Below are 21,145 nucleotides of genomic sequence, written 5' to 3' on the forward strand. Positions count from 1 at the left end.
GAAGAGGCGATGATGCATAAGAAAGTGGCTGTGGTGCAGTCAAATTACATTCCTTGGAAAGGTTACTTTGACCTGATTCGCAGTGTTGATGCGTTTGTGCTCTACGACGACGTGCAGTTCACCCGTCGCGACTGGCGCAATCGCAACAAGATCAAGACTGCGCAAGGCGAGCACTGGCTGTCGATCCCGGTGAAAAACAAGGGGCGTTACACGCAGCTGATCAACGAGGTGGAAGTCAGTTCACCCGACTGGAGCCGCCAGCACTGGAAGTGCATCGAAATGAGTTATCGGCGCGCGGCCTGTTTCGAAAAGATGGCCCCGGAAATGCAAGGACTGTTCGAACGAGCCGAGAAATTGACATTGCTCTCGGACATCAACTTCCTGTTCATCTCCGAGATATGCCGGATGCTGCAGATCGACACGCCACTTTACCGCTCCGAAGACCTTGGCCAGGCCCAGGGCAAGAACGAGCGCCTGATCGAGTTGTGCCTGTCGCTGGAGGCCAATGAGTACCTGTCGGGGCCGGCGGCGCAGTGTTATCTCGATGAAGAGGCCTTTGCCCGTGAGGGGCTGTCGGTCTCGTACATGAACTACGACGGTTACCCTCGGTACCCGCAGCTGTTTGGCGAGTTCCAGCACGGCGTCAGTGTGGTTGACCTGCTGCTCAACACCGGTCCGCAGGCTGCCAGTTTCCTGGAGCGCCAGCCATGAGCCGTGGAGTTGAATCGATCCTGCAGGAGGTCAACAGTTACTACTCGTCCAAGGTCAGGGACTTTGGCGCCACTGCCCAAGGGGTGGACTGGAACGGTAGCGAGTCGCAGCACCTGCGTTTCGAACAGTTGCTCAAGATCGTCCCGCCAGAGGCGCGCGAGCAGGGTTTCAGCCTCAATGACATCGGTTGTGGATACGGCGCGTTACTGTCGTACATCAAGCAACAGGCATTGAGCGTTGATTACTATGGTTTCGATTTGTCGGCGGCAATGATCGAAGCGGCCGACAAAGAGCATGGCACCGCGCCTAATGCGCGGTTCGAAGTAGCTGAAACCTGTTCGCGCGTTGCCGACTACTCGCTTGCCAGTGGCATTTTCAATGTTTGCCAGGCCACAGCGCGCGAGGACTGGGAGGCCTATATCCGCACGGTTCTCGAGTCGATGAATGCCTGCAGTCGCAAGGGCTTTTCATTCAACTGCCTGACCAGTTATTCGGACCTGGAGTACATGCGTGATTACTTGTACTACGGCGATCCGTGCTTCTACTTTGACTACTGCAAAAGGGCGTACTCAGCGCAGGTGGCTCTGCTGCATGACTACGGCCTATACGAATTTACCTTGCTAGTGCGCAAGTCTACTTAGTACAGGCGGCTTGTAAGAGCCCTGTTCATCACTTTTTCCTGGAGAGACTCATGCTCAAAAGCGGTTCCACTTCTGTCACCCAATCTTCTGAAAGTCAGCTGGATGCCCGTGAGCACCTCTGGGAAGAGTTTCAGAATGCCCCGCTTGATGATGCCGAGAAGGAGCGCAACCTCGGATTGTTCATTCGTTCGCCTTTGCTGGCACGCTTGCTGGCGATCTCCGATGTATACCGTGAGATCGTGCAGATCCCTGGTTCAGTGCTCGACTTCGGGACCTGGCGTGGTCAGAACGCCGTGCTTTGTGAAAACCTGCGAGCGATTTTCGAACCCTTCAACAAACAGCGTCGGATTGCTGCATTCGACACCTTTCAGGGTTACAAATCCCATGCTGTGGATGCTCAAGTCGATAACGAGAACTTTCGTGATGGCTGCTACTCGACCGGCGAGGGCTACGCCGATTACCTAACTCGTTTGCTTGGCTTGCACGAGAGTATCAATGCCTTGCCTCATGTTCCTTCGGGTCACAAGGTGGTAGCGGGCGACATCAAGGAAACCCTGCCGCAGTTCATTGAAGACAACCGCAACCTGCTGGTAGCGCTTGCCTTTTTTGACATGAACCTGGAAGGCCCTACTCGCTTTGCCCTCGACCAGATACTCGGACGCTGCGTGCCTGGTTCTCTACTGGTGTTCTTCCAGTTGCAGCGCGATTTCCTTCCCGGAGAAGGCTACGCCTACGTGGCGGATGTGCTAGGCAAGGTGCGTCACGAACTGCGTCGCTCGGCCACCTACCCATCACTGTGCATTGTCAAAATTCTTTGAGGTAATCAGTCATGTTTTTGATTGTTGGCAACGGCATGGTGGGTCTTGCTATCGCTGCCGGGCTTTCGCGCAAAGTGTCGGCCGAACAGATTGTAGTGGTAGGCCCCGCCGGGCGTCCGAACAGCGCATCGATGGCGGCAGCGGCAATGCTCAACTCCTTCGCGGAACTGGAGCCCGATGCCCTCAAGCATCCCCGTGATCGCCTGAAGTTCGAGTTGAGCCAGGTATCCGCGCGCCTTTGGGGTGGCTTTGTCGAAGAGTTCGGTATCCCTTCCGAGTTCTATCGGTTGGGGACCATCCTGCTCAACAATAACGCTTCCAACGCGTATGAAGATGCGGCGTTCGATGCGATCAAGGGTTACCTGAAGGATTTCGACGAGCCGTTCGAGGCCGTTGAGCCGAGCATTGAAACATCCTACGCTCCCGGCTCCGAGTACCGCAGCCGCAACGCTTTGTTCCTGCCGCGTGAAGGCGTGGTCAACCCGGACGGTGTTGTCCATGCCTTGCAGGCAAGCCTTGAGGCACGCGGTGTGCGCTTTGTCGATGGCAAGGTTGCAGCGCTGCTCAAGGAAGGCGGGCGCACCCAGGGCGTCAAGCTGGAAGACGGCACAGTCCTGCAGGGCGATCGCGTGGTGCTGGCCAACGGCAGCTCCGCCACTCGCCTGTGGGAAGAGGCCTGCATCAAGGTCATCAACGGCGTCGGCGCGACCATCGTGCTGAAGAATCCGGGCATCAAGGGCCGCTACGTCGTGCGTACGCCCAACCGCGGTGGCGCTTGCGGCATCTATCACGCACCGTACCAGGACGACCTGTTCGTGGTCGGCGCCACCAACCTGATCACCACTCTGGACGAGGAGGTGCCGCGCGCTGAATCGGTGGCGGCGCTGATCAACGGTGCGATCAACCAGGTCAATCATCAACACCGTGCCAGCGGTTTCGTGCGCTACAACTTCGGTTATCGTCCGGTAAGCTTGGACGGCTACCCGGTGATCGGGCGCCTGAACGACAACACCTTCATTGCCTCGGGCACCCGTCGTGACGGCTACCATTTTGCACCGTGGCTGGCCGAACATCTCAGTGCCTTGCTGCTCGATCAACCTTTGTCTGCCCCGGCCCAGGAGTACTTCCAGTACACCTCGCCACAACGCAGTGCCTTCCTCGATGTGTCGATCGAGGCGTGCGCGCGCAAGTACGCGGCGGTCAAGTGCTCGGCATTGTCCCAGCATGGCTTTGATGCCGGGCATACCGATGCCGACCAGGCCATCGAGGCTTACTACTACCGCCGGGCGCTGGATTTCTTCGAGAAAAACAACGTGAGCCAGGCCGTGCAGGTCGATTTCATCGACGCACTGATCGGTGGGTATTTGTCGCTGGCAGATTTTGCCTGAGCCGAGCGGCTTGCAGGTTGGAGTGAGTAACGTGAGTAATCAGAAGATCCCATTCGGTAAACCGTTCGTGGTCGGCAAAGAGCTGTTCTACATTGCCCAGGCGGTCATGAATGGCTCCCTGGCCGGTGACGGGCAGTTTACCGAGCAGTGCCACAAGTGGCTTGAACACCATCTGGGGTGCCCCAAGGCTTTGCTCACCCACTCCTGTACCGCGGCCCTGGAAATGGCGGCAATCCTTGCCGATGTCGGGCCAGGGGATGAAGTGATCATGCCTTCCTTCACCTTTGTCTCCACGGCCAATGCCTTCGTCTTGCGTGGTGCTGTACCGGTGTTCGTCGACATTCGCGAGGATACCCTGAACCTCGATGAGCGCCTGGTCGAGGCCGCCATCACCGAGAAAACCAAGGCGGTGGTGGCGGTGCACTATGCTGGCCAGCCCTGCGACATGGATGCACTCAAGCGCATCTGTGATGCCCGTGGCCTGTTTCTCATCGAGGATGCCGCCCAGGCGATCCTGGCGCGTGACAAGCATCGCGCGCTGGGCACCATTGGTCACCTGGGCTGCCTGAGCTTTCATGAGACCAAGAACGTCATCAGTGGCGAGGGCGGAGCGTTGCTGATCAACGACCCACGTCTGATCGAGCGGGCGGAGATCATCTGGCAGAAGGGCACCAACCGCAAGGCGTTTGCCCGGGGGGAAGTGAGCAAGTACACCTGGGTGGATGTCGGCTCTTCATTCTTGCCCAGCGAGCTCACCGCAGCGTTCCTGTACGCCCAGCTCGAACATGGCGAGACCATCAACGCCCATCGGCGTGACCTGTATGAGCAATATTTTGCCGCGCTGCGGCCGCTGGAGATCGACGGCTGCCTGACGTTGCCGGGCACCCAGGATGGCAAGCCGGAAAACGCTCACATCTTTTATCTGCTGTGCCGCAACGAAGCACAGCGCACGGCGTTGATCGCGCATTTGCGCGAGCAGGGGGTGCACGCGGTTTTTCACTATGTGCCGCTGCATGACTCGCCGGCGGGCTTGCGCTACTCACGTGCACACGGGGATCTGCCGGTCACCTCTGACATTTCCCGCAGGTTGCTGCGACTGCCGCTGTATTCCGATATGCAGGCCGCGCAGGTGGCGGTTGTCTGCGCAATCATCAATGCATTTTTTACCGCCGACAGCACAGGTTCGGTGTACTGAACCGGGTTGTCGTCGATTCAATGAATACTGGAGTTACCATGATGTCGAATGCCCCGCAGATCGACCCTCGGCTGCTTGAGCAGGCGATGTCCCGGTTGCAACTGATGTTCGCCAAGCCTGAGCATCCTTATTACATTTTGGCACCTGACTACCGTGAGACTTCTTCGGGCGTTGCCACGCTTCACTACCTGTGCCACATCCTCAACCTGAGTGGGCGTGAGGCCTATTTGTGTGGGTGCGAAGTACTAAACCCGGACCTTAGGACGCCAATGCTCGACACGCAAACCGAGCAGCGTCACCGGTCTGCCGGCAAGATGCCGATCGCCGTGTATCCCGAGGTCACCATCGGTTCCCCGCTCAGGTGTCCGGTGAGCGCGCGCCTGCTGCTCAATTTTGAAGGCTTTCTGACCGGCAAAGGTATGCAGCCAGGGGCTGACGATCTGATGTTCTATTCGGGAGCCATCATTGCCGCGGACAGCGGCGAGCCTGGTGGGGACGTATTGAATTTGCCGATCATCGATGTCGCCTTGTTTTGTAACCCTGACCCATCGCAACCACGGCAAGGTGCTTACCTCTATCAGAACCGCCACCCGCTGGAGCAGGTGGACTATTCGCAGCTGCCCGAAGGCATTCGCCTGCTCAGCATGGCCACGCCCCTGACCCTGGCGGAGCTTGCACAGGTGCTGAAGTCGGCAGATATCCTTTACACCTATGAATGGTCAATGACCTGTGTGATGGCGCTGTTGTGCGGCTGCCCGGTGATATTCATGCCAGGCTACGGGATCGACCAGAAGTTCCTGGACACCTGCTTTGTAGGCAGTGGCACCGGCTTTGCCATGCTTGATCAACCCGATGCCGTGGACCATGCGCGCCTGGCAGTCAAGGGCGCATTTCAGCGCTACGTTGAAGTGACGGCACCATTCTGGCGGCAACTGGATGTGTTTATCGAAAAAACCCAGGCAGCCGCACGGGACAAGGCACGCGCCCAGCATCTGGCCATGAACCACTGGTTGCAGGCGCGTTATCCGGACCCGCAGCAACTTGCGCTGATGATCGAGCGCCTGGCCGCCAACCCTTCGCCACGCTTTGCCGTGCTGGTGATCGATGATGGCAGCCGCGCCGAGTTGCTGCAGCGCACGCTCGCCAGCCTGGCCGCCGATACCTTGCTTTACAGCAATCTGCAGGTCGAAGTGGTGGACGCTCACGCTGCTGCCCAGGCGATCAATCAGTTGGCAGCGCAGAGCAGCGCCGACTGGTTGATGATGGTCGAGGCGGGGGTCGAATTCACGCCTGCCGGGCTGTTGATGGTTGCCCTGGATCTGCTCGGCGCCCCCGCCGATTGCCTGGCGCTCTATGCCGACGAAGCCATGCGCTTGAATGAAGGTGCGCAAGGCGTCTCGCTGCGTTCGGACCTAAACCTTGACTTGCTGCTCAGTTGTCCGGCCGGATTGTCGAAGCACTGGTTGCTGCGCCGCGACATGTTTGTTGAGCTGGGTGGGTTTGATAGCAGTTGCGGCCGTGCATTCGAGCTGCACTACCAGTTGCGCCTGATTGAAGAACGTGGCCTGGCCTGCATCGGACATGTCAGCGAGCCGCTGCTGGTTTGTGATGCACCGAGCCTGGTTGATTGCCCTGACGAGCGCGCAGTGATCGAACGCCACCTGCACGCGCGTGGTTACCTGCAGGCGCACGTGGCGGCGCATTTGCCTGGCCACTACCGGATTGACTACGGGCATGCCCAGCAAGCATCGGTGAGCATCGTGATCCTGCTCGAAGGGTCGCTGGAGCTGTTCCAGCGTTGCCTGGATGCGTTGCTGGCCAACACGGACTACCCGCACTACGAAGTACTGCTGTTGGATCCGGGCTGCGCAGACGGCCAAACCCGCCAATGGCTGGCAGGTGTCGAGCAGTTGGGCGGCGAGCAGTTGCGGGTGCTGCGCTTTGCCTCCGGTCAAGCCAGGGCCGTGCTGTACAACGAGGCGGCCCGCGAGGCCCGCGGCGACTTCCTGTTGTGGCTGGACCCGGCGGCGGGCATTTTGGGCAAAGGCTGGCTTGAGCAACTGCTCAATCATGCTCAGCGTCCGGAGGTCGGTGCGGTAGGCGCCAAGTTGTTGTCGGCCGAAGGCAAGATTCACCACGCCGGGCTAGTGCTCGGTTTATGTGGCCCAGTCGGTCGCGCCTTCGAAGGCAGTGCCCACCAGGATGCCGGCTACCTGCAGCGGCTGCTGGTCGATCAGAATTATGCCGCGCTCAGCGGCGAATGCCTGATGCTGCGCCGAGAGCTGTTTCTCGAGGCGGGTGGTTTCGATCAAGAGCCGCTGCTGATGCGCTGGATCGATGTCGATCTGTGCCTGAAGCTGCAGCAAGCGGGCTACCTGAATGTCTGGACACCCCATGTGCAAATGCTGATGGCACCCCAGACAACAACGCCAGCGACTGTCGAGGAGGAGGATGCACTGTACGCTCGCTGGTTGCCGGTGCTTGCCAGCGACCCGGCGTACAACGCCAATCTGTCCCTGCAGCATCAGGGCGGCTTTGTTCCAGTCGAGCCGGCGCTGTCCTGGCGCCCGCTGCACAGCTGGCGTCCGTTGCCGGTGGTGCTGGCGCACAATGCCGACTTGCAGGGCAGCGGTCAGCAGCGGGTAATCCAGCCATTTGCCGCGATGAAGGCTGCGGGGTTGATCGATGGTGCGCTGTCGGCAAACCTGCTGCAGGTTGCCGATCTTCAGCGTTACGCGCCGGACACCATCGTACTCCAGCGCCCCCTCGATGCGCAGAGCCTGCAGGCCATGCGGCGGATGCAGGCCTTCTCCAGCGCCTTCAAGGTCTTCGAGCTGGATGCCTATCTTCCCGAGCTGCCCGCGCAGAGCGCGTTGCGTCGGCAGATGCCCGAGGATCTGTTCGCCAGCTTGCAGCAAGGCCTGGGCTATGCCGACCGCCTGCTGGTCTCGACACCGGCGCTGGCCGAGGTCTTCGCCGGGCTGCATGATGATATTCGCATCGTCGAGAATCGTTTGCCCGGTGCCTGGTGGCGCGACTTGCAAGGGCAACGGCGGATGGGCGCCAAGCCGCGTGTCGGTTGGGCGGGTGGGGTTGAGCGGATCGAAGAGCTGGAACTGATCAGCGAACTGGTCAAGGCGCTGGCCACGGAAGTGGACTGGGTGTTTCTGGGCAGTTGCCCGGCCGCCTTGCGCCCCTTTGTGCGCGAGTTCCATGTCGACGTGCCGCTGGCGCGTTATCCGGCGAAGCTGGCAAGCCTGGATCTGGACCTGGCCCTGGCGCCAATGGCCCAGGGTTTGTACAACGAATGCAAGAGCAACCTGCGCCTGCTGGAGTACGGCGCCTGCGGTTTCCCGGTGATTGCCAGCGACGTACGCTGCTACCAGGGTTGCAATGACTTGCCAGTGACCCTGGTAAGCAACACCTTGCAAGACTGGTTGCAGGCCATTCGCATGCACCTGGCCGATCGCGACGCCGCCCAGCGCCTGGGCGCCGAGCTCAGGGGCGCGGTGCATCACGGTTGGCTGCTTGAAGGCGAGCACCTGCAGCAGTGGCGCAACGCCTGGCTGCCGGGTTGATCCTGCGATAACGCCAACCTGCGCCTGTGATCGCTGTATCGCAGGCGCAGCCCGCCTGGCGATCCGCTGTAGCGGTAACGGCTGACGATTATAATGGGTAATCTTTGTCCAACAGTGACTTGGCAGTCGAAACGGGCATCTTTAATCTATTGAGTCGTCGGGCGGTACTGGCGGGCGGGGTGCGCGCAGGCTCGCAAGCCCTTGGTTACCAGGTTCCAGTGCCCGTGAAAATCCGCATATCTATCGGGAAGCCACAATGATTGGCATCAAAAGCATTGCGAGTTACGTACCTGTCGAGGGCGTTGACAACTACGCCCAGGGTGCGAAATTCGCCAAGGACCAGGAATTCATTCTCGGCAAGATCGGTTCGACCTTTTTGCCGCGCAAGGATGCAGGCCAGGAAACCTCCGACCTGTGTGTGGAGGCGGTAAAGGCCCTGTTCGCTGCCAATCCGAGCCTGGTGCCTGAGTCCATCGACGCCCTGATCGTCGTTACCCAGAACGGCGACGAAGAAGGTTTGCCGCACACTGCCGCCATCGTCCAGGACAAGCTGGGCCTGCCGACCCACGTAGCTGCCTTCGATATTTCCCTGGGCTGCTCGGGCTATGTCTATGGCCTGTATGCCATGAAAGGCTTCATGGAAGCGGCGGGGCTGAAAAACGGCCTGCTGATCACCGCTGACCCGTATTCGAAGATCGTCGACCCGGAAGATCGCAACACCACCATGCTGTTCGGTGATGCCGCTACCGTCACCTGGATGGGCGAGGGCGCCCACTGGCAATTGGGCAAGGCCAAGTTCGGCACCGACGGTGGCGGCGCTGCGCACCTGAAGGTCAGTGACGGGGTGTTCTTCATGAACGGTCGTCAGGTCTTCAACTTTGCCTTGCTCAAGGTGCCGGCGCACCTGCACGAGCTGTTGGGCGAAAGCCAGTTGGCACCGGCGGATATCGATCTGTTCTGCATCCATCAGGGCAGTGCGGCGATTGTCGATGCAGTCGCCCGGCGCTTCGAGGATGACCCGGACAAGTTCGTCAAGGACATGGTCGAGACCGGTAATACCGTGTCGTCGAGCATTCCGCTGCTGCTGGAAAAACACGTGCTCGGTTCTCAGCACAAGCGCGTCGCCCTCAGTGGTTTTGGTGTTGGCCTGTCCTGGGGGTCGGCGATCATCGAATGCAAGGATTGAGATAGAGCTTTGCCGTTTAAAAAGCGCTGCCGGTTGCACCGGTGGCGCTTTTTTTATGCCTGCCGTTGGTGTGAAAGTGGTTTTTCTGGCGTCAAACCCTTGATTTCATTGGGGTGGCAGGGTGCCATTAAAAAATTTCTAAAAAGCCCTAAAGCAACCGCGCCAGACGACGATAACTATTACGAAGGTTCTCTAGGCCACACCCGGCGGATGCCAGGGCCGGAAGCCGCAGTATCCCAAACACGAGGAATTCGTCATGGCATTAACCGTTAACACCAACACTACCTCCCTGGGCGTTCAGAAGAACCTGAACCGCGCTTCCGACGCTCTGAGCACCTCGATGAGCCGTCTGTCCTCCGGCCTGAAAATCAACAGCGCCAAAGACGACGCCGCCGGCCTGCAGATCGCTACCCGTATGACCTCGCAAATCCGCGGTCAGACCATGGCAATCAAAAACGCCAACGACGGTATCTCGATCGCCCAGACCGCTGAAGGCGCGATGCAAGAGCAGGTCAACATCCTGCAGCGTATGCGTGAACTGGCTCAACAGTCGCGAAACGACTCGAACGACTCGACCAACCGTACCTCGCTGGACGGCGAGTTCAAGCAACTGGGTGCGGAACTGACTCGTATCGCCCAGTCCACCCAGCTGAACGGCAAGAACCTGCTGGACGGTTCGGCTAGCGTCATGACCTTCCAGGTCGGTTCCAACACTGGTGCCCAAAACCAGATCACGATCGACCTGAGCGGCAAGTTCCTGGCCAGCGACCTGGGTATCACCAGCACCATCACCATCGCCGGTAGCGACAGCGCCACTGCCGAAACCAACTTCTCGGCTGCCATGGTTGCAATCGACAAGGCCATCGGCACCATTGGTGACTCCCGCGCTGCGCTGGGTGCTGTACAAAACCGTATGACCAGCACCATCAACAACCTGCAAAACATCAACGAGAACGCCGAAGCTGCTCGTAGCCGCGTACAAGATACCGACTTCGCCGCTGAAACTGCTCAGATGACCAAGCAGCAAACCCTGCAACAAGCTTCGACTTCGGTTCTGGCCCAGGCCAACCAACTGCCGTCGGCGGTACTGAAGCTGCTGGGCTAATCACCTGGTAGTTGTCGGCGGGGGAGTGCATCTATGGCGCTCCTCCGCCTTTTGCATTGAGAGGTGGTGACATGGATATGAGCGTCAAGCTGAACCTGTCGTACCCGACGGTGAAGCCGGTCGAAGCGACCACCGAACGCCCTGCGGCGAAGCCCGTAGCGGCTGTTGAAGCCATCACGCCGGCCAAGGATACTGCCGACAAGGGGCTGTCCGAAGCAGAGAAGGTGAAGAGCGCGGTCAAGGATATCGAGAAGTTCCTTGCATCATCGCGACGTAACCTTGAGTTTTCCACGGATGAAGAATCCGGCCGAATTGTAGTAAAAGTCATCGCCAGTGAGACCGGAGAGCTGATCCGCCAACTTCCTTCGGAAGAGGCGTTGAAGATCGCTCACAGTCTGAGCGATGTAAACAGCCTGCTGTTCAATGCCAAGGCCTGAAGTTGGCGGCTGAACCGCAAGTTCGCTAGTCTGGCAAGGCTAGGGCGGCGCGTAACCATGAGGGAGTAGCAATGGCGAGTACAATTTTACCGAGTATCGGTCTGGGTTCCGGGGTAGACATCAACAAGATCGTTGATGTGCTCGTCAAGGCGGATACCGATCCCAAGGCGAACCAGATCAAGCGCCAGACCGCCAACAACACGGCCATGCTTTCCGGGGTAGCGTCGCTCAAGAGTGCGCTTTCTGTGTACCAGGAAGCGATGAAAAAGCTCAACGATCCGAAGGCTCCGTCCTTCAACGCCTATACCGCGACCTCCAGTAGCGACGCCACGGTCAAGGCGACCTCGAACAATACTGCTGTACCCGGCACCTACTCGGTCCTGGTCGAAAAGCTCGCCACCTCGTCCAAGGTGGCCAGTCAGAACTTTACCGGCGGTGCCAGCACGTCGATACCTGAAGGTGACCTGACCATCACCCAGGATGGCGTGACCCATACCGTGAAGGTTGGCCCGGGTGCGACTCTGCAGACGGTGCGCGACTCCATTAATACCTCGCTGGCCGAGAAAGGCATCAGTGCCAACATCGTCAACGGTAAGGACGGCTCGCGCCTGGTGTTCAGTTCGACCAAGACCGGTGAGGGTACCGATATCTCGGTCGATGGCATTGCCGAGCTGAAGATCAACGGCACTGCCCCGATGGCGGGTAACGGTGCCGGTTATATCGACGACGTTGCCCAGAGCGCCAAGCTGACCATCGATGGTCTGCCAGTTACTAGCAAGAGCAACACCGTTGATGGTGCGATCAGTGGTATGAGTCTGGAGCTGCTCCAGGCCACCGGAACTGATAAGACCAAGGCTATCAAGGTTACTGTCGGTGAAAATACCGAAGGCCTGAAGACGTCGGTCAAGGCTTTTGTTGATGCCTACAATACCCTGGTCAAGGCTGCCAATGCCCTGACGTCGGTGTCCAAGGACGCAGACGGCAAGACCGTGCTCGGGCCGCTGACCAACGATCCGACCACCCGCTCGCTGCTGTCCGACCTGCGCAAGCAGCTGTCTACCCCGTCGGGGAGTGGTCGCCTGACCACGCTCAGTCAGTTGGGTATCAACACGGCCAAGGACGGTACCCTGGAGTTCAACTCCGCCAAGTACGATGCGGCGATGAAGGATAAAAAGCTCGGTCCTGACGTGCAGGAGCTGTTCACCGGCACCGATGGCGTGTTTGCGAACATGAAAAAGGCTGTCGAACCGTACTTGCAGACCGGCGGTATCCTCGATTCCCGCAAGGCTGGCCTGGACAGGCTGCAAAAGGATCTGAGTGATCAGCAGCTGGCCCTTGATCGGCGCATCAAATCGCTGACCGAATCCCTGACCAAGCGCTACGTGGCCATGGATACCCTGGTCGGCAAGCTCGAGGCGGAACGCAAGAACATCGTTTCGATGTTCGCCTCGATCGAGGCGCAGCAGAAGAATTCCTGATCGACCGATGTGCCAGAAGCCCGGCAGTACCCGTAAGGGGACTCCGGGCTTTTTGCTGGCCGCGCTAAAGTTTTTTGACGCGCAGGCGATACAAGCGGTATACGAAACCTTTTTTGCGGTGACGAGGTAGAGCATGAATCCGATGTTGGCCCTTCGGCAGTACCAGAAAGTCAACGGCGTGGCCCAGACCTCCGTGGCCAGCCCGCACCGTCTGGTGCAGATGTTGATGCAGGGTGGTCTTGATCGAATTGCCCAGGCCAAGGGCGCCATGGCGCGCAACGACGTGGCCCAGCGCGGCATCCTGATAGGCAAGGCGATCGGTATCGTTGGCGGTTTGCGCGAAGGCCTGGACCTGGAAAACCATGCTGACTCGCTGACCGACCTGGATAACCTGTATTCGTACATGAGCAAGCGCCTGGTCGAAGCGAACGTGCAGAATGACCCGGAGATCCTCAACGAGGTGGCGCGTCTGCTGATTACCGTCAAGGAAGGCTGGGACGCGATCGGCGATCAGCTCACCGATGCCTAGGAGATTGCAATGAGTGTCGTGCTCGAACGTATCGAACAAACCCGCGAGGCACTGCTGGGTGCCTTGGCCAGCCGTGACTGGGAGGCGATCAGCGAACTCGACGTCAGCTGCCGCCTGTGCGTGGACGATGTGCTGGTCGAAGCGACGGTCGACGAGGCGACACTGCGCAGCAAGCTCGAGGAGCTTCTGGGCGTCTACAGGGAATTAATTGAGGTTGCAAGTGGCGAGCGTCAAACAATAGTCGATGAGATGTCGCAGATCCGGCAAGCGAAAAACGCGGCAAAGGTATACCATTTGTTCAGCTGAAACTGGGCAAAACCAAAAAGCAGTGCGCCATAAATTTGACTATGTACGGTTTTTTGACTTAACTAGTGGCTGTTTTCTAATTTCAGACGTCCGAACACTGACCGTTCAGTCGGAATGATGTCGAGCTTGCCCTTACAAGGGCGCCGAGATGACTAGGGAAGTTGTTATTGCATGTGGCGTGAAACCAAAATTCTCCTGATCGATGACGATAGCGCTCGCCGCCGTGATCTGGCGGTGGTGTTGAATTTTCTTGGCGAAGAAAATCTGCCCTGCTCGAGCCATGACTGGCAGCAGGTTGTCGAGTCGTTGTCATCCAGTCGTGAAGTACTCTGTGTCCTGATCGGGACCGTGAATGCTCCGGCAAGTCTGATGGGCTTGCTTAAGACAGTGGCTGGGTGGGATGAGTTCCTTCCGGTTCTGCTTTTGGGCGAAATTTCTTCTGCCGAGCTGCCGGACGACCTGCGCCGTCGCGTGCTCTCCAACCTCGAGATGCCGCCGAGCTACAGCAAGTTGCTCGATTCGCTGCACCGTGCCCAGGTCTATCGCGAGATGTACGACCAGGCCCGCGAGCGTGGACGCCAGCGCGAACCGAACCTGTTCCGCAGCCTGGTCGGCACCAGCCGCGCCATTCAGCACGTGCGGCAGATGATGCAGCAAGTGGCCGACACCGACGCCAGCGTGCTGATCCTCGGCGAATCGGGCACTGGCAAGGAAGTGGTCGCGCGTAACCTGCATTACCACTCCAAGCGCCGCGAAGCGCCGTTCGTGCCGGTCAATTGCGGGGCCATTCCGGCCGAGCTGCTTGAAAGCGAACTGTTCGGTCATGAGAAGGGCGCCTTTACCGGGGCCATTACCAGCCGCGCCGGGCGTTTCGAGCTGGCCAATGGCGGTACCCTGTTCCTCGACGAAATCGGCGACATGCCGTTGCCGATGCAGGTCAAGCTGCTGCGCGTGCTGCAGGAGCGCACGTTCGAGCGGGTCGGCAGCAACAAGACCCAGAGCATCGATGTGCGCATCATCGCCGCGACCCACAAGAACCTCGAAAGCATGATCGAGGTGGGCACTTTCCGTGAAGACCTGTACTACCGCCTCAATGTATTCCCCATCGAGATGGCCCCGCTGCGCGAGCGCGTCGAGGACATCCCGCTGCTGATGAACGAGCTGATCTCGCGCATGGAGCACGAGAAGCGCGGCTCGATCCGCTTCAACTCGGCCGCGATCATGTCGCTGTGCCGTCACGGCTGGCCGGGTAACGTCCGCGAGCTGGCCAACCTGGTCGAGCGCATGGCGATCATGCATCCCTACGGGGTAATCGGCGTCTCCGAGCTGCCGAAGAAATTCCGCTACGTCGATGACGAAGACGAGCAACTGGTCGACAGCCTGCGCTCGGACCTCGAAGAGCGCGTGGCCATCAATGGCCATACGCCGAACTTCGCCAACCACGCCATGCTGCCGCCCGAAGGCCTGGACCTCAAGGACTACCTCGGTGGTCTGGAGCAAGGGTTGATCCAGCAGGCGCTGGATGACGCCAACGGTATCGTCGCTCGCGCCGCCGAGCGCCTGCGCATCCGCCGCACCACCCTGGTGGAGAAGATGCGTAAGTACGGCATGAGCCGGCGCGAAGGGGATGAACAGGCGGAGGATTGACGCCTGTGTCGCCATGATGGGCAGCGCAATGGGCCCATCATGGCGAATAACCCTATCTTTCAAAGGGCTGTAACGCCCGTCCTGGCGGCCTTTGCCAGTTCTCTGCAGCTCCAGTAAGCGTCCTTCTGAAACTATCCGGCACGGCTATTGCTATATCGCAGGCTCCACACCGTTTTATGACGGTCAGTCACGCGAGAGAGCACGATGCCCCAGGTCGCTACCATCTCCTGTGTCCCTGAGCCGAAGGGGCCAAACGCCGCCGAGCAGGAAAGCCGCCTTGGTCTTGAACAGGCTTTTGCCATGTTCGATCAGGTGTCCACCCAGCTCAGTGAGTCCTACAGCCTGCTCGAAGCCCGGGTCACCGAGCTCAAGGGCGAGCTGGCGGTGGTCAGTGCCCAGCGCATGGCCGAGCTGGCCGAGAAGGAGCGCCTGGCCAACCGTCTGCAGAACTTGCTTGACCTGTTGCCCGGCGGGGTCATTGTCATCGATGGCCAGGGCCGCGTGCGTGAGGCCAATCCCGCTGCCTGCGACCTGCTTGGCGAGCCGTTGGAGGGTGAGCTGTGGCGTGAGGTGATCGCTCGCAGCTTCGCTCCGCGCGAGGATGACGGCCACGAGGTGTCGCTGCGTGATGGCCGGCGCCTGTCGATTGCCACGCGCTCGCTGGATGCCGAGCCCGGGCAGTTGGTACTGCTTAATGACCTGACCGAAACCCGTCACCTGCAGGACCAGCTGGCCCGCCACGAGCGCTTGTCCTCGCTGGGGCGCATGGTTGCCTCCCTGGCCCACCAGATTCGCACGCCCTTGTCGGCGGCCATGCTCTATGCCAGTCACCTGGCCGAGCAGAGCCTGCCGGTAGAAACCCAGCAACGCTTTGCCAGCAACCTCAAGGAGCGCCTGCACGAGCTGGAGCATCAGGTGCGCGACATGCTGGTGTTTGCTCGCGGCGAGTTGCCGCTGACTGACCGGCTGACGCCCAAGGCCCTGTTCCAGGCACTGCAGCAGGCCGCGCAGACTCATGTCCAGGGGCATGCGGTGCGCTGGCAGTGCGACAGTCACCTGGGCGAGTTGCTGTGCAACCGCGACACCCTGGTCGGCGCCATGCTCAACCTGATCGAAAACGCCCTGCAGGCCAGTGGCGAGCCGGCGCGGCTCAAGGTTCACCTGTACCGGCGCGAGCAGGTCCTGCACCTGTGCATCAGCGATGCCGGCACCGGTATCGACAGTGCCTTGCTGGCGCGCCTGGGCGAGCCGTTCCTGACCACCAAGGCCACCGGTACCGGCTTGGGCCTGGCGGTGGTCAAGGCGGTGGCCAGGGCCCACCAGGGCAGTTTGCAATTACGTTCGCGACCCGGTCGTGGCACCTGTGCCCGGATCAGCCTGCCGCTGATCGGTGCGCAGCAGGCGGAGACAGAGTAATGAAAGCAATCAAGGTGCTGCTGGTCGAAGATGACCGCGCCCTGAGGCAGGCACTGGCCGATACCCTGGAGCTGGGCGGCTTTGCCTATCAGGCCGTGGGTTCGGCCGAAGAAGCACTGGAAGTGGTCGCTGGCGAGGCGTTCAGCCTGGTGGTCAGCGATGTGAACATGCCGGGTATGGACGGCCATCAGTTGCTGACCCTGCTGCGCGCGCGCCAGCCGCAGCTGCCGGTGTTGCTGATGACCGCGCATGCCGCCGTCGAGCGTGCGGTCGAGGCCATGCGCCAGGGCGCGGCCGATTACCTGGTCAAGCCATTTGAGCCCAAGGCCCTGCTCGAACTGGTGGCGCGTCACGCCCTGGGTGTGGCCGGCGCTGGCGAAGGCGAGGGGCCGGTGGCGCGGGAGCCTGCCAGTGCGCAGTTGCTGGAGTTGGCTGCGCGGGTGGCGCGAAGCGATTCGACCGTGCTGATCTCGGGCGAGTCCGGCACCGGCAAAGAGGTGCTGGCGCGCTACATTCACCAGCAGTCGCTGCGCGCCGAGCAGCCGTTCGTGGCGATCAACTGTGCGGCGATCCCGGACAACATGCTCGAGGCCACGCTGTTCGGTCACGAGAAGGGCTCGTTTACGGGGGCCATTGCTGCCCAGGCCGGCAAGTTCGAGCAGGCCGATGGCGGCACCTTGCTGCTCGACGAGATTTCCGAAATGCCCCTGGGTCTGCAGGCCAAGCTGCTGCGGGTGCTGCAGGAACGTGAAGTGGAGCGGGTCGGTGGGCGCAAGCCGATTGCCCTGGACATTCGCGTGGTTGCCACCACCAACCGTGACCTGGCCGGTGAAGTGGCGGCGGGGCGGTTCCGTGAAGACCTGTTCTATCGCCTGTCGGTGTTCCCGCTGGCATGGGCGCCGCTGCGCGAACGCAGCGCCGATATTCTGCCGCTGGCCGAACGCTTGCTGGCGCGCCACGTCAATAAAATGAAGCACGCCCCCGTTCGCCTGTCGCCTGAGGCTCAGGCCTGTCTGCAGGGTTACGCCTGGCCGGGCAACGTGCGCGAGCTGGACAACGCCATCCAGCGCGCCTTGATCCTGCAGCAGGGCGGGGTGATCGAAGCGGCGGATTTCTGTCTTGCCGGTGCCTTGCCGGTATTCGCCGCAGCGCCGGTCGCCGCGGTTGCGCCGATCGAGGCCGAGGCCGCAGGCGGGCTGGGTGATGACATGCGCCGCCATGAATTCCAGATGATCATCGACACTCTGCGTGCCGAACGCGGCCGCCGCAAGGAAGCCGCCGAGCGCCTGGGTATCAGTCCACGTACCCTGCGTTACAAGCTGGCGCAGATGCGCGATGCCGGCATGGACGTCGAGGCTAGCCTGTACGCGAGCTGACAGGGTGTTGAATTAGAGTTTTTGTTCGGGCCGCGGGCAGAGCTGGCACTCTTGTTGCTATGTCCTGCCTATCCGCTGCGTGAGTGTCAAAAAAATGCGGGCCGTCGGAGAGAGAAGTCCATGAGCCAAGGTGTTGAATTTAATCGATTGATGTTGGACATGCGGGCCATGCAAATGGACGCCATGTCGATGCCGAAGGCTGCCGCTGCGCCTGAGCTCGGTTCGAGCAATTTTGCCGACATGCTGGGGCAGGCCATCAACAAGGTCAGCGACACCCAGCAGGCTTCCTCGCAGCTGGCCAACGCTTTCGAGATTGGTAAAAGCGGCGTTGACCTCACCGACGTGATGATCGCTTCGCAGAAAGCCACTGTGTCGTTCCAGGCCTTGTCCCAGGTGCGCAACAAGCTGGTGCAGGCCTATCAAGACATCATGCAGATGCCGGTATAAGGGCGAGATTGAGTCATGGCCGAAGCAGTCGTCGATAACGTGCCCGCGAAAAGCAGCGGGGCAGCGCCCAAGCCGCCGTTGTTCGGCATGTCGTTCCTGGAAAACATCTCGCAGATGCCCATGCTGCGTCAGGTCGGCCTGCTGGTCGGTCTGGCCGCGAGCGTAGCCATCGGCTTTGCCGTGGTGCTGTGGTCGCAGCAACCGGACTACCGGCCGCTGTATGGCAGCCTGGCCGGCATGGACACCAAGCAGGTCATGGAGACCCTGGCCGCTGCCGACATCCCCTACAACGTCGAACCCAATTCCGGCGCCTTGCTGGTCAAGGCCGACGATATTTCCCGTGCCCGCCTGAAGCTGGCAGCCGCCGGCGTGGCGCCGAGCGATGGCAATGTCGGTTTCGAGATCCTCGACAAGGAGCAGGGCCTGGGCACCAGCCAGTTCATGGAAGCCACTCGTTACCGTCGTGGCCTGGAAGGTGAGCTGGCGCGGACCATCTCCAGCCTCAACAACGTCAAGGGTGCCCGGGTGCACCTGGCGATCCCGAAGAGCTCGGTGTTCGTCCGCGACGAGCGCAAGCCAAGTGCCTCGGTACTGGTCGAGCTGTACCCGGGCCGCGCCCTGGAAGCCGGTCAGGTGATGGCCATCGTCAACCTGGTGGCGACCAGCGTGCCGGAACTGAACAAGTCCCAGGTCACCGTGGTCGACCAGAAGGGCAACCTGCTCTCCGACCAGGTCGAGAACTCCGAGCTGACCATGGCCGGCAAGCAGTTCGACTACAGCCGCCGTATGGAAGGCCTGCTCACCCAGCGTGTGCACAACATCCTCCAGCCGGTACTGGGCAACGACCGCTACAAGGCTGAAGTCTCTGCAGACCTGGACTTCAGTGCCGTTGAGTCGACCTCCGAGCAGTTCAATCCGGACCAGCCAGCGCTGCGCAGCGAGCAGTCGGTCAACGAACAACGCTCCAGCAGCATGGGCCCGCAAGGCGTGCCAGGTGCCCTGAGCAACCAGCCGCCCGGCCCGGCCTCGGCGCCGCAGACCACCGGTGGCACGCAAACCGCTGCCAGCGCCATTCAGCCCGGCCAGCCGCTGCTCGACGCCAACGGTCAGCAGATCATGGATCCGGCCACCGGCCAGCCGATGCTTGCCCCGTACCCGGCCGACAAGCGTCAGCAATCGACCAAGAACTTCGAACTGGACCGCTCCATCAGCCATACCCGTCAGCAGCAAGGTCGTCTGACCCGCCTGTCGGTGGCGGTAGTGGTCGATGACCAGCTCAAGGTCGACCCGGCCACCGGCGATGCCGCCCGCACGCCATGGGCCGCCGAAGACCTGGCGCGCTTTACCCGTCTGGTGCAGGACGCGGTGGGCTTCGATGCCAGCCGTGGCGACAGCGTCAGTGTGATCAACGTGCCGTTCGCCGCCGACCGTGGTGAAGTGATCACCGAAATACCGTTCTACTCGCAGCCGTGGTTCTGGGACATCATCAAGCAGGTCATGGGCGTGCTGTTCATCCTGGTCCTGGTGTTCGGCGTGCTGCGTCCGGTCCTCAACAACATCACCGGCAATGGCAAGCAAGGCGCCGGTGCCGATGGCGACATGGAACTGGGCGGCATGCTCGGTCTGGATGGCGAACTGGCCAACGACCGCGTCAGCCTGGGTGGTCCGCAAAGCATTCTGCTGCCAAGCCCGAGCGAGGGTTATGACGCACAGCTCAATGCAATCAAGAGCCTGGTGGCCGAAGACCCGGGTCGTGTGGCCCAGGTCGTGAAAGAGTGGATCAACGCCGATGAGTGATAACCGAGCCCTTACCGCCAAACTGACCCGTGTCGACAAGGCAGCGATCTTGCTGCTGTCACTGGGTGAAACCGATGCCGCGCAGGTACTGCGGCACATGGGGCCCAAGGAAGTGCAGCGGGTCGGCGTGGCCATGGCGCAGATGGGCAACGTCCATCGCGAGCAGGTCGAGCAGGTGATGAGCGAGTTCGTCGAGATCGTCGGCGACCAGACCAGCCTGGGTGTCGGCTCCGACGGCTATATCCGCAAGATGCTTACCCAGGCCCTGGGCGAGGACAAGGCCAACGGCCTGATCGACCGCATCCTGCTCGGTGGCAACACCAGCGGCCTGGACAGCCTCAAGTGGATGGAGCCGCGCGCGGTGGCCGACGTCATCCGCTACGAGCACCCGCAGATCCAGGCCATCGTCGTGGCATACCTGGATCCGGACCAGGCCGGTGAAGTACTGGGCAACTTCGACCACAAGGTGCGCCTGGATATCATCCTGCGCGTCTCGTCGCTCAACACCGTACAACCGGCCGCACTCAAGGAACTGAACCAGATCCTCGAGAAGCAGTTCTCGGGCAACTCCAATGCCGCGCGCACCACCCTGGGTGGCATCAAGCGGGCTGCGGACATCATGAACTTCCTCGATAGCTCCGTCGAAGGCCAGCTGATGGACGCGATCCGCGACATCGACGGCGACCTCTCCGAGCAGATCGAAGACCTGATGTTCGTCTTCAACAACCTGGCCGACGTCGACGACCGCGGTATCCAGGCGCTGCTGCGCGAAGTCTCTTCCGACGTGCTGGTGGTGTCGCTCAAGGGCGCCGACGAGAAGGTCAAGGAGAAGATCTTCAAGAACATGTCCAAGCGTGCTTCCGAGCTGCTGCGCGACGACCTCGAAGCCAAGGGCCCGGTGCGCGTCAGCGACGTCGAGACGGCGCAAAAGGAAATTCTCACCATCGCCCGCCGTATGGCCGAAGCCGGGGAAATCGTCCTCGGTGGCAAGGGCGGCGAAGAGATGATCTAAGACCTTATCGCGGGGCAAGCCCGCTCCCACAAGGGCCCTTTAGGGGAGGGGTTTCCCCCCCAGGCTTTTTGCGTGCGT

The 21,145-nt window shown here is 60.7% G+C and carries 18 protein-coding genes; all 18 read left to right on the forward strand.

Annotated features, from left to right (window positions below):
• Positions 1-12 precede the first annotated feature (12 nt).
• The 18 genes from ABM562_RS23260 (at position 13) to fliG (ending at position 21,067) form a co-directional block, all read left to right on the forward strand.
• A complete protein-coding gene (locus ABM562_RS23260; RefSeq protein ID WP_258578916.1) occupies positions 13-711 on the forward strand; it encodes a WbqC family protein in 699 nt (232 codons plus the stop codon).
• The gene (locus ABM562_RS23265; RefSeq protein WP_460423472.1) at positions 708-1,352 is read left to right on the forward strand and encodes a class I SAM-dependent methyltransferase; all 645 of its coding nucleotides are present in this window, start codon (positions 708-710) and stop codon (positions 1,350-1,352) included. Before ABM562_RS23260 ends, ABM562_RS23265 begins: the two co-directional genes overlap by 4 nt.
• A 50-nt stretch (positions 1,353-1,402) precedes the next feature.
• Complete coding sequence (locus ABM562_RS23270; RefSeq protein WP_460423474.1) at positions 1,403-2,170, forward strand: dTDP-6-deoxy-L-hexose 3-O-methyltransferase; 768 nt, start codon at positions 1,403-1,405, stop codon at positions 2,168-2,170.
• Between the two features lie 11 nt (positions 2,171-2,181).
• Positions 2,182-3,558 carry an NAD(P)/FAD-dependent oxidoreductase gene (locus ABM562_RS23275; RefSeq protein WP_460423475.1) on the forward strand — a complete coding sequence of 459 codons (1,377 nt, stop codon included), beginning with the start codon at positions 2,182-2,184 and terminating at the stop codon, positions 3,556-3,558.
• A gap of 31 nt (positions 3,559-3,589) precedes the next feature.
• Positions 3,590-4,753, forward strand: a complete 1,164-nt coding sequence (gene rffA / locus ABM562_RS23280; protein ID WP_460423477.1) for a dTDP-4-amino-4,6-dideoxygalactose transaminase — start codon at positions 3,590-3,592, stop codon at positions 4,751-4,753.
• Between the two features lie 38 nt (positions 4,754-4,791).
• Entirely contained in the window at positions 4,792-8,331 is a 3,540-nt protein-coding gene (locus ABM562_RS23285; protein ID WP_460423479.1) for a glycosyltransferase family 2 protein, read from the forward strand.
• A 256-nt stretch (positions 8,332-8,587) separates the two neighbouring features.
• A complete protein-coding gene (locus tag ABM562_RS23290) occupies positions 8,588-9,517 on the forward strand; it encodes a ketoacyl-ACP synthase III (protein WP_258578921.1) in 930 nt (309 codons plus the stop codon).
• 256 nt (positions 9,518-9,773) lie between these two features.
• Positions 9,774-10,622, forward strand: a complete 849-nt coding sequence (locus tag ABM562_RS23295) for a flagellin domain-containing protein (protein ID WP_460423481.1) — start codon at positions 9,774-9,776, stop codon at positions 10,620-10,622.
• 71 nt (positions 10,623-10,693) lie between these two features.
• On the forward strand, positions 10,694-11,059 hold the full coding sequence (locus ABM562_RS23300) for a flagellar protein FlaG (protein ID WP_115088087.1): 366 nt from the start codon (positions 10,694-10,696) through the stop codon (positions 11,057-11,059).
• 71 nt (positions 11,060-11,130) lie between these two features.
• Entirely contained in the window at positions 11,131-12,537 is a 1,407-nt protein-coding gene (gene fliD / locus ABM562_RS23305) for a flagellar filament capping protein FliD (protein WP_346616659.1), read from the forward strand.
• 133 nt (positions 12,538-12,670) lie between these two features.
• Positions 12,671-13,066 carry a flagellar export chaperone FliS gene (fliS, locus tag ABM562_RS23310; protein WP_115088085.1) on the forward strand — a complete coding sequence of 132 codons (396 nt, stop codon included), beginning with the start codon at positions 12,671-12,673 and terminating at the stop codon, positions 13,064-13,066.
• A 9-nt stretch (positions 13,067-13,075) separates the two neighbouring features.
• Entirely contained in the window at positions 13,076-13,372 is a 297-nt protein-coding gene (locus tag ABM562_RS23315) for a flagellar protein FliT (protein ID WP_115088084.1), read from the forward strand.
• A gap of 171 nt (positions 13,373-13,543) precedes the next feature.
• On the forward strand, positions 13,544-15,019 hold the full coding sequence (fleQ, locus tag ABM562_RS23320; RefSeq protein WP_115088083.1) for a transcriptional regulator FleQ: 1,476 nt from the start codon (positions 13,544-13,546) through the stop codon (positions 15,017-15,019).
• A 204-nt stretch (positions 15,020-15,223) separates the two neighbouring features.
• Positions 15,224-16,435, forward strand: a complete 1,212-nt coding sequence (locus tag ABM562_RS23325) for a sensor histidine kinase (RefSeq protein ID WP_115088082.1) — start codon at positions 15,224-15,226, stop codon at positions 16,433-16,435.
• Positions 16,435-17,811, forward strand: a complete 1,377-nt coding sequence (locus tag ABM562_RS23330; protein WP_115088081.1) for a sigma-54-dependent transcriptional regulator — start codon at positions 16,435-16,437, stop codon at positions 17,809-17,811. The genes ABM562_RS23325 and ABM562_RS23330 overlap by 1 nt, the downstream gene beginning before the upstream one ends.
• Before the next feature lie 120 nt (positions 17,812-17,931).
• Positions 17,932-18,258 (forward strand): flagellar hook-basal body complex protein FliE, encoded by a 327-nt coding sequence (gene fliE / locus ABM562_RS23335; protein ID WP_115088080.1) that lies wholly within the window; start codon positions 17,932-17,934, stop codon positions 18,256-18,258.
• A gap of 15 nt (positions 18,259-18,273) precedes the next feature.
• A complete protein-coding gene (gene fliF / locus ABM562_RS23340) occupies positions 18,274-20,055 on the forward strand; it encodes a flagellar basal-body MS-ring/collar protein FliF (protein ID WP_115088079.1) in 1,782 nt (593 codons plus the stop codon).
• Complete coding sequence (fliG, locus tag ABM562_RS23345; RefSeq protein WP_045189054.1) at positions 20,048-21,067, forward strand: flagellar motor switch protein FliG; 1,020 nt, start codon at positions 20,048-20,050, stop codon at positions 21,065-21,067. Before fliF ends, fliG begins: the two co-directional genes overlap by 8 nt.
• The last annotated feature ends 78 nt before the right edge of the window (positions 21,068-21,145 follow it).

It is taken from the genome of Pseudomonas sp. ZL2 (assembly GCF_054788455.1).

Coding starts and splice junctions, on each gene's coding strand:
- ABM562_RS23260 (WP_258578916.1), top strand. CDS start 13: ATGCATAAGAAAGTGGCTGTGGTGCAGTCAAATTACATTCCTTGGAAA.
- ABM562_RS23265 (WP_460423472.1), top strand. CDS start 708: ATGAGCCGTGGAGTTGAATCGATCCTGCAGGAGGTCAACAGTTACTAC.
- ABM562_RS23270 (WP_460423474.1), top strand. CDS start 1,403: ATGCTCAAAAGCGGTTCCACTTCTGTCACCCAATCTTCTGAAAGTCAG.
- ABM562_RS23275 (WP_460423475.1), top strand. CDS start 2,182: ATGTTTTTGATTGTTGGCAACGGCATGGTGGGTCTTGCTATCGCTGCC.
- ABM562_RS23285 (WP_460423479.1), top strand. CDS start 4,792: ATGATGTCGAATGCCCCGCAGATCGACCCTCGGCTGCTTGAGCAGGCG.
- ABM562_RS23290 (WP_258578921.1), top strand. CDS start 8,588: ATGATTGGCATCAAAAGCATTGCGAGTTACGTACCTGTCGAGGGCGTT.
- ABM562_RS23295 (WP_460423481.1), top strand. CDS start 9,774: ATGGCATTAACCGTTAACACCAACACTACCTCCCTGGGCGTTCAGAAG.
- ABM562_RS23300 (WP_115088087.1), top strand. CDS start 10,694: ATGGATATGAGCGTCAAGCTGAACCTGTCGTACCCGACGGTGAAGCCG.
- fliD (WP_346616659.1), top strand. CDS start 11,131: ATGGCGAGTACAATTTTACCGAGTATCGGTCTGGGTTCCGGGGTAGAC.
- fliS (WP_115088085.1), top strand. CDS start 12,671: ATGAATCCGATGTTGGCCCTTCGGCAGTACCAGAAAGTCAACGGCGTG.
- ABM562_RS23315 (WP_115088084.1), top strand. CDS start 13,076: ATGAGTGTCGTGCTCGAACGTATCGAACAAACCCGCGAGGCACTGCTG.
- fleQ (WP_115088083.1), top strand. CDS start 13,544: ATGTGGCGTGAAACCAAAATTCTCCTGATCGATGACGATAGCGCTCGC.
- ABM562_RS23325 (WP_115088082.1), top strand. CDS start 15,224: ATGCCCCAGGTCGCTACCATCTCCTGTGTCCCTGAGCCGAAGGGGCCA.
- ABM562_RS23330 (WP_115088081.1), top strand. CDS start 16,435: ATGAAAGCAATCAAGGTGCTGCTGGTCGAAGATGACCGCGCCCTGAGG.
- fliE (WP_115088080.1), top strand. CDS start 17,932: ATGAGCCAAGGTGTTGAATTTAATCGATTGATGTTGGACATGCGGGCC.
- fliF (WP_115088079.1), top strand. CDS start 18,274: ATGGCCGAAGCAGTCGTCGATAACGTGCCCGCGAAAAGCAGCGGGGCA.
- fliG (WP_045189054.1), top strand. CDS start 20,048: ATGAGTGATAACCGAGCCCTTACCGCCAAACTGACCCGTGTCGACAAG.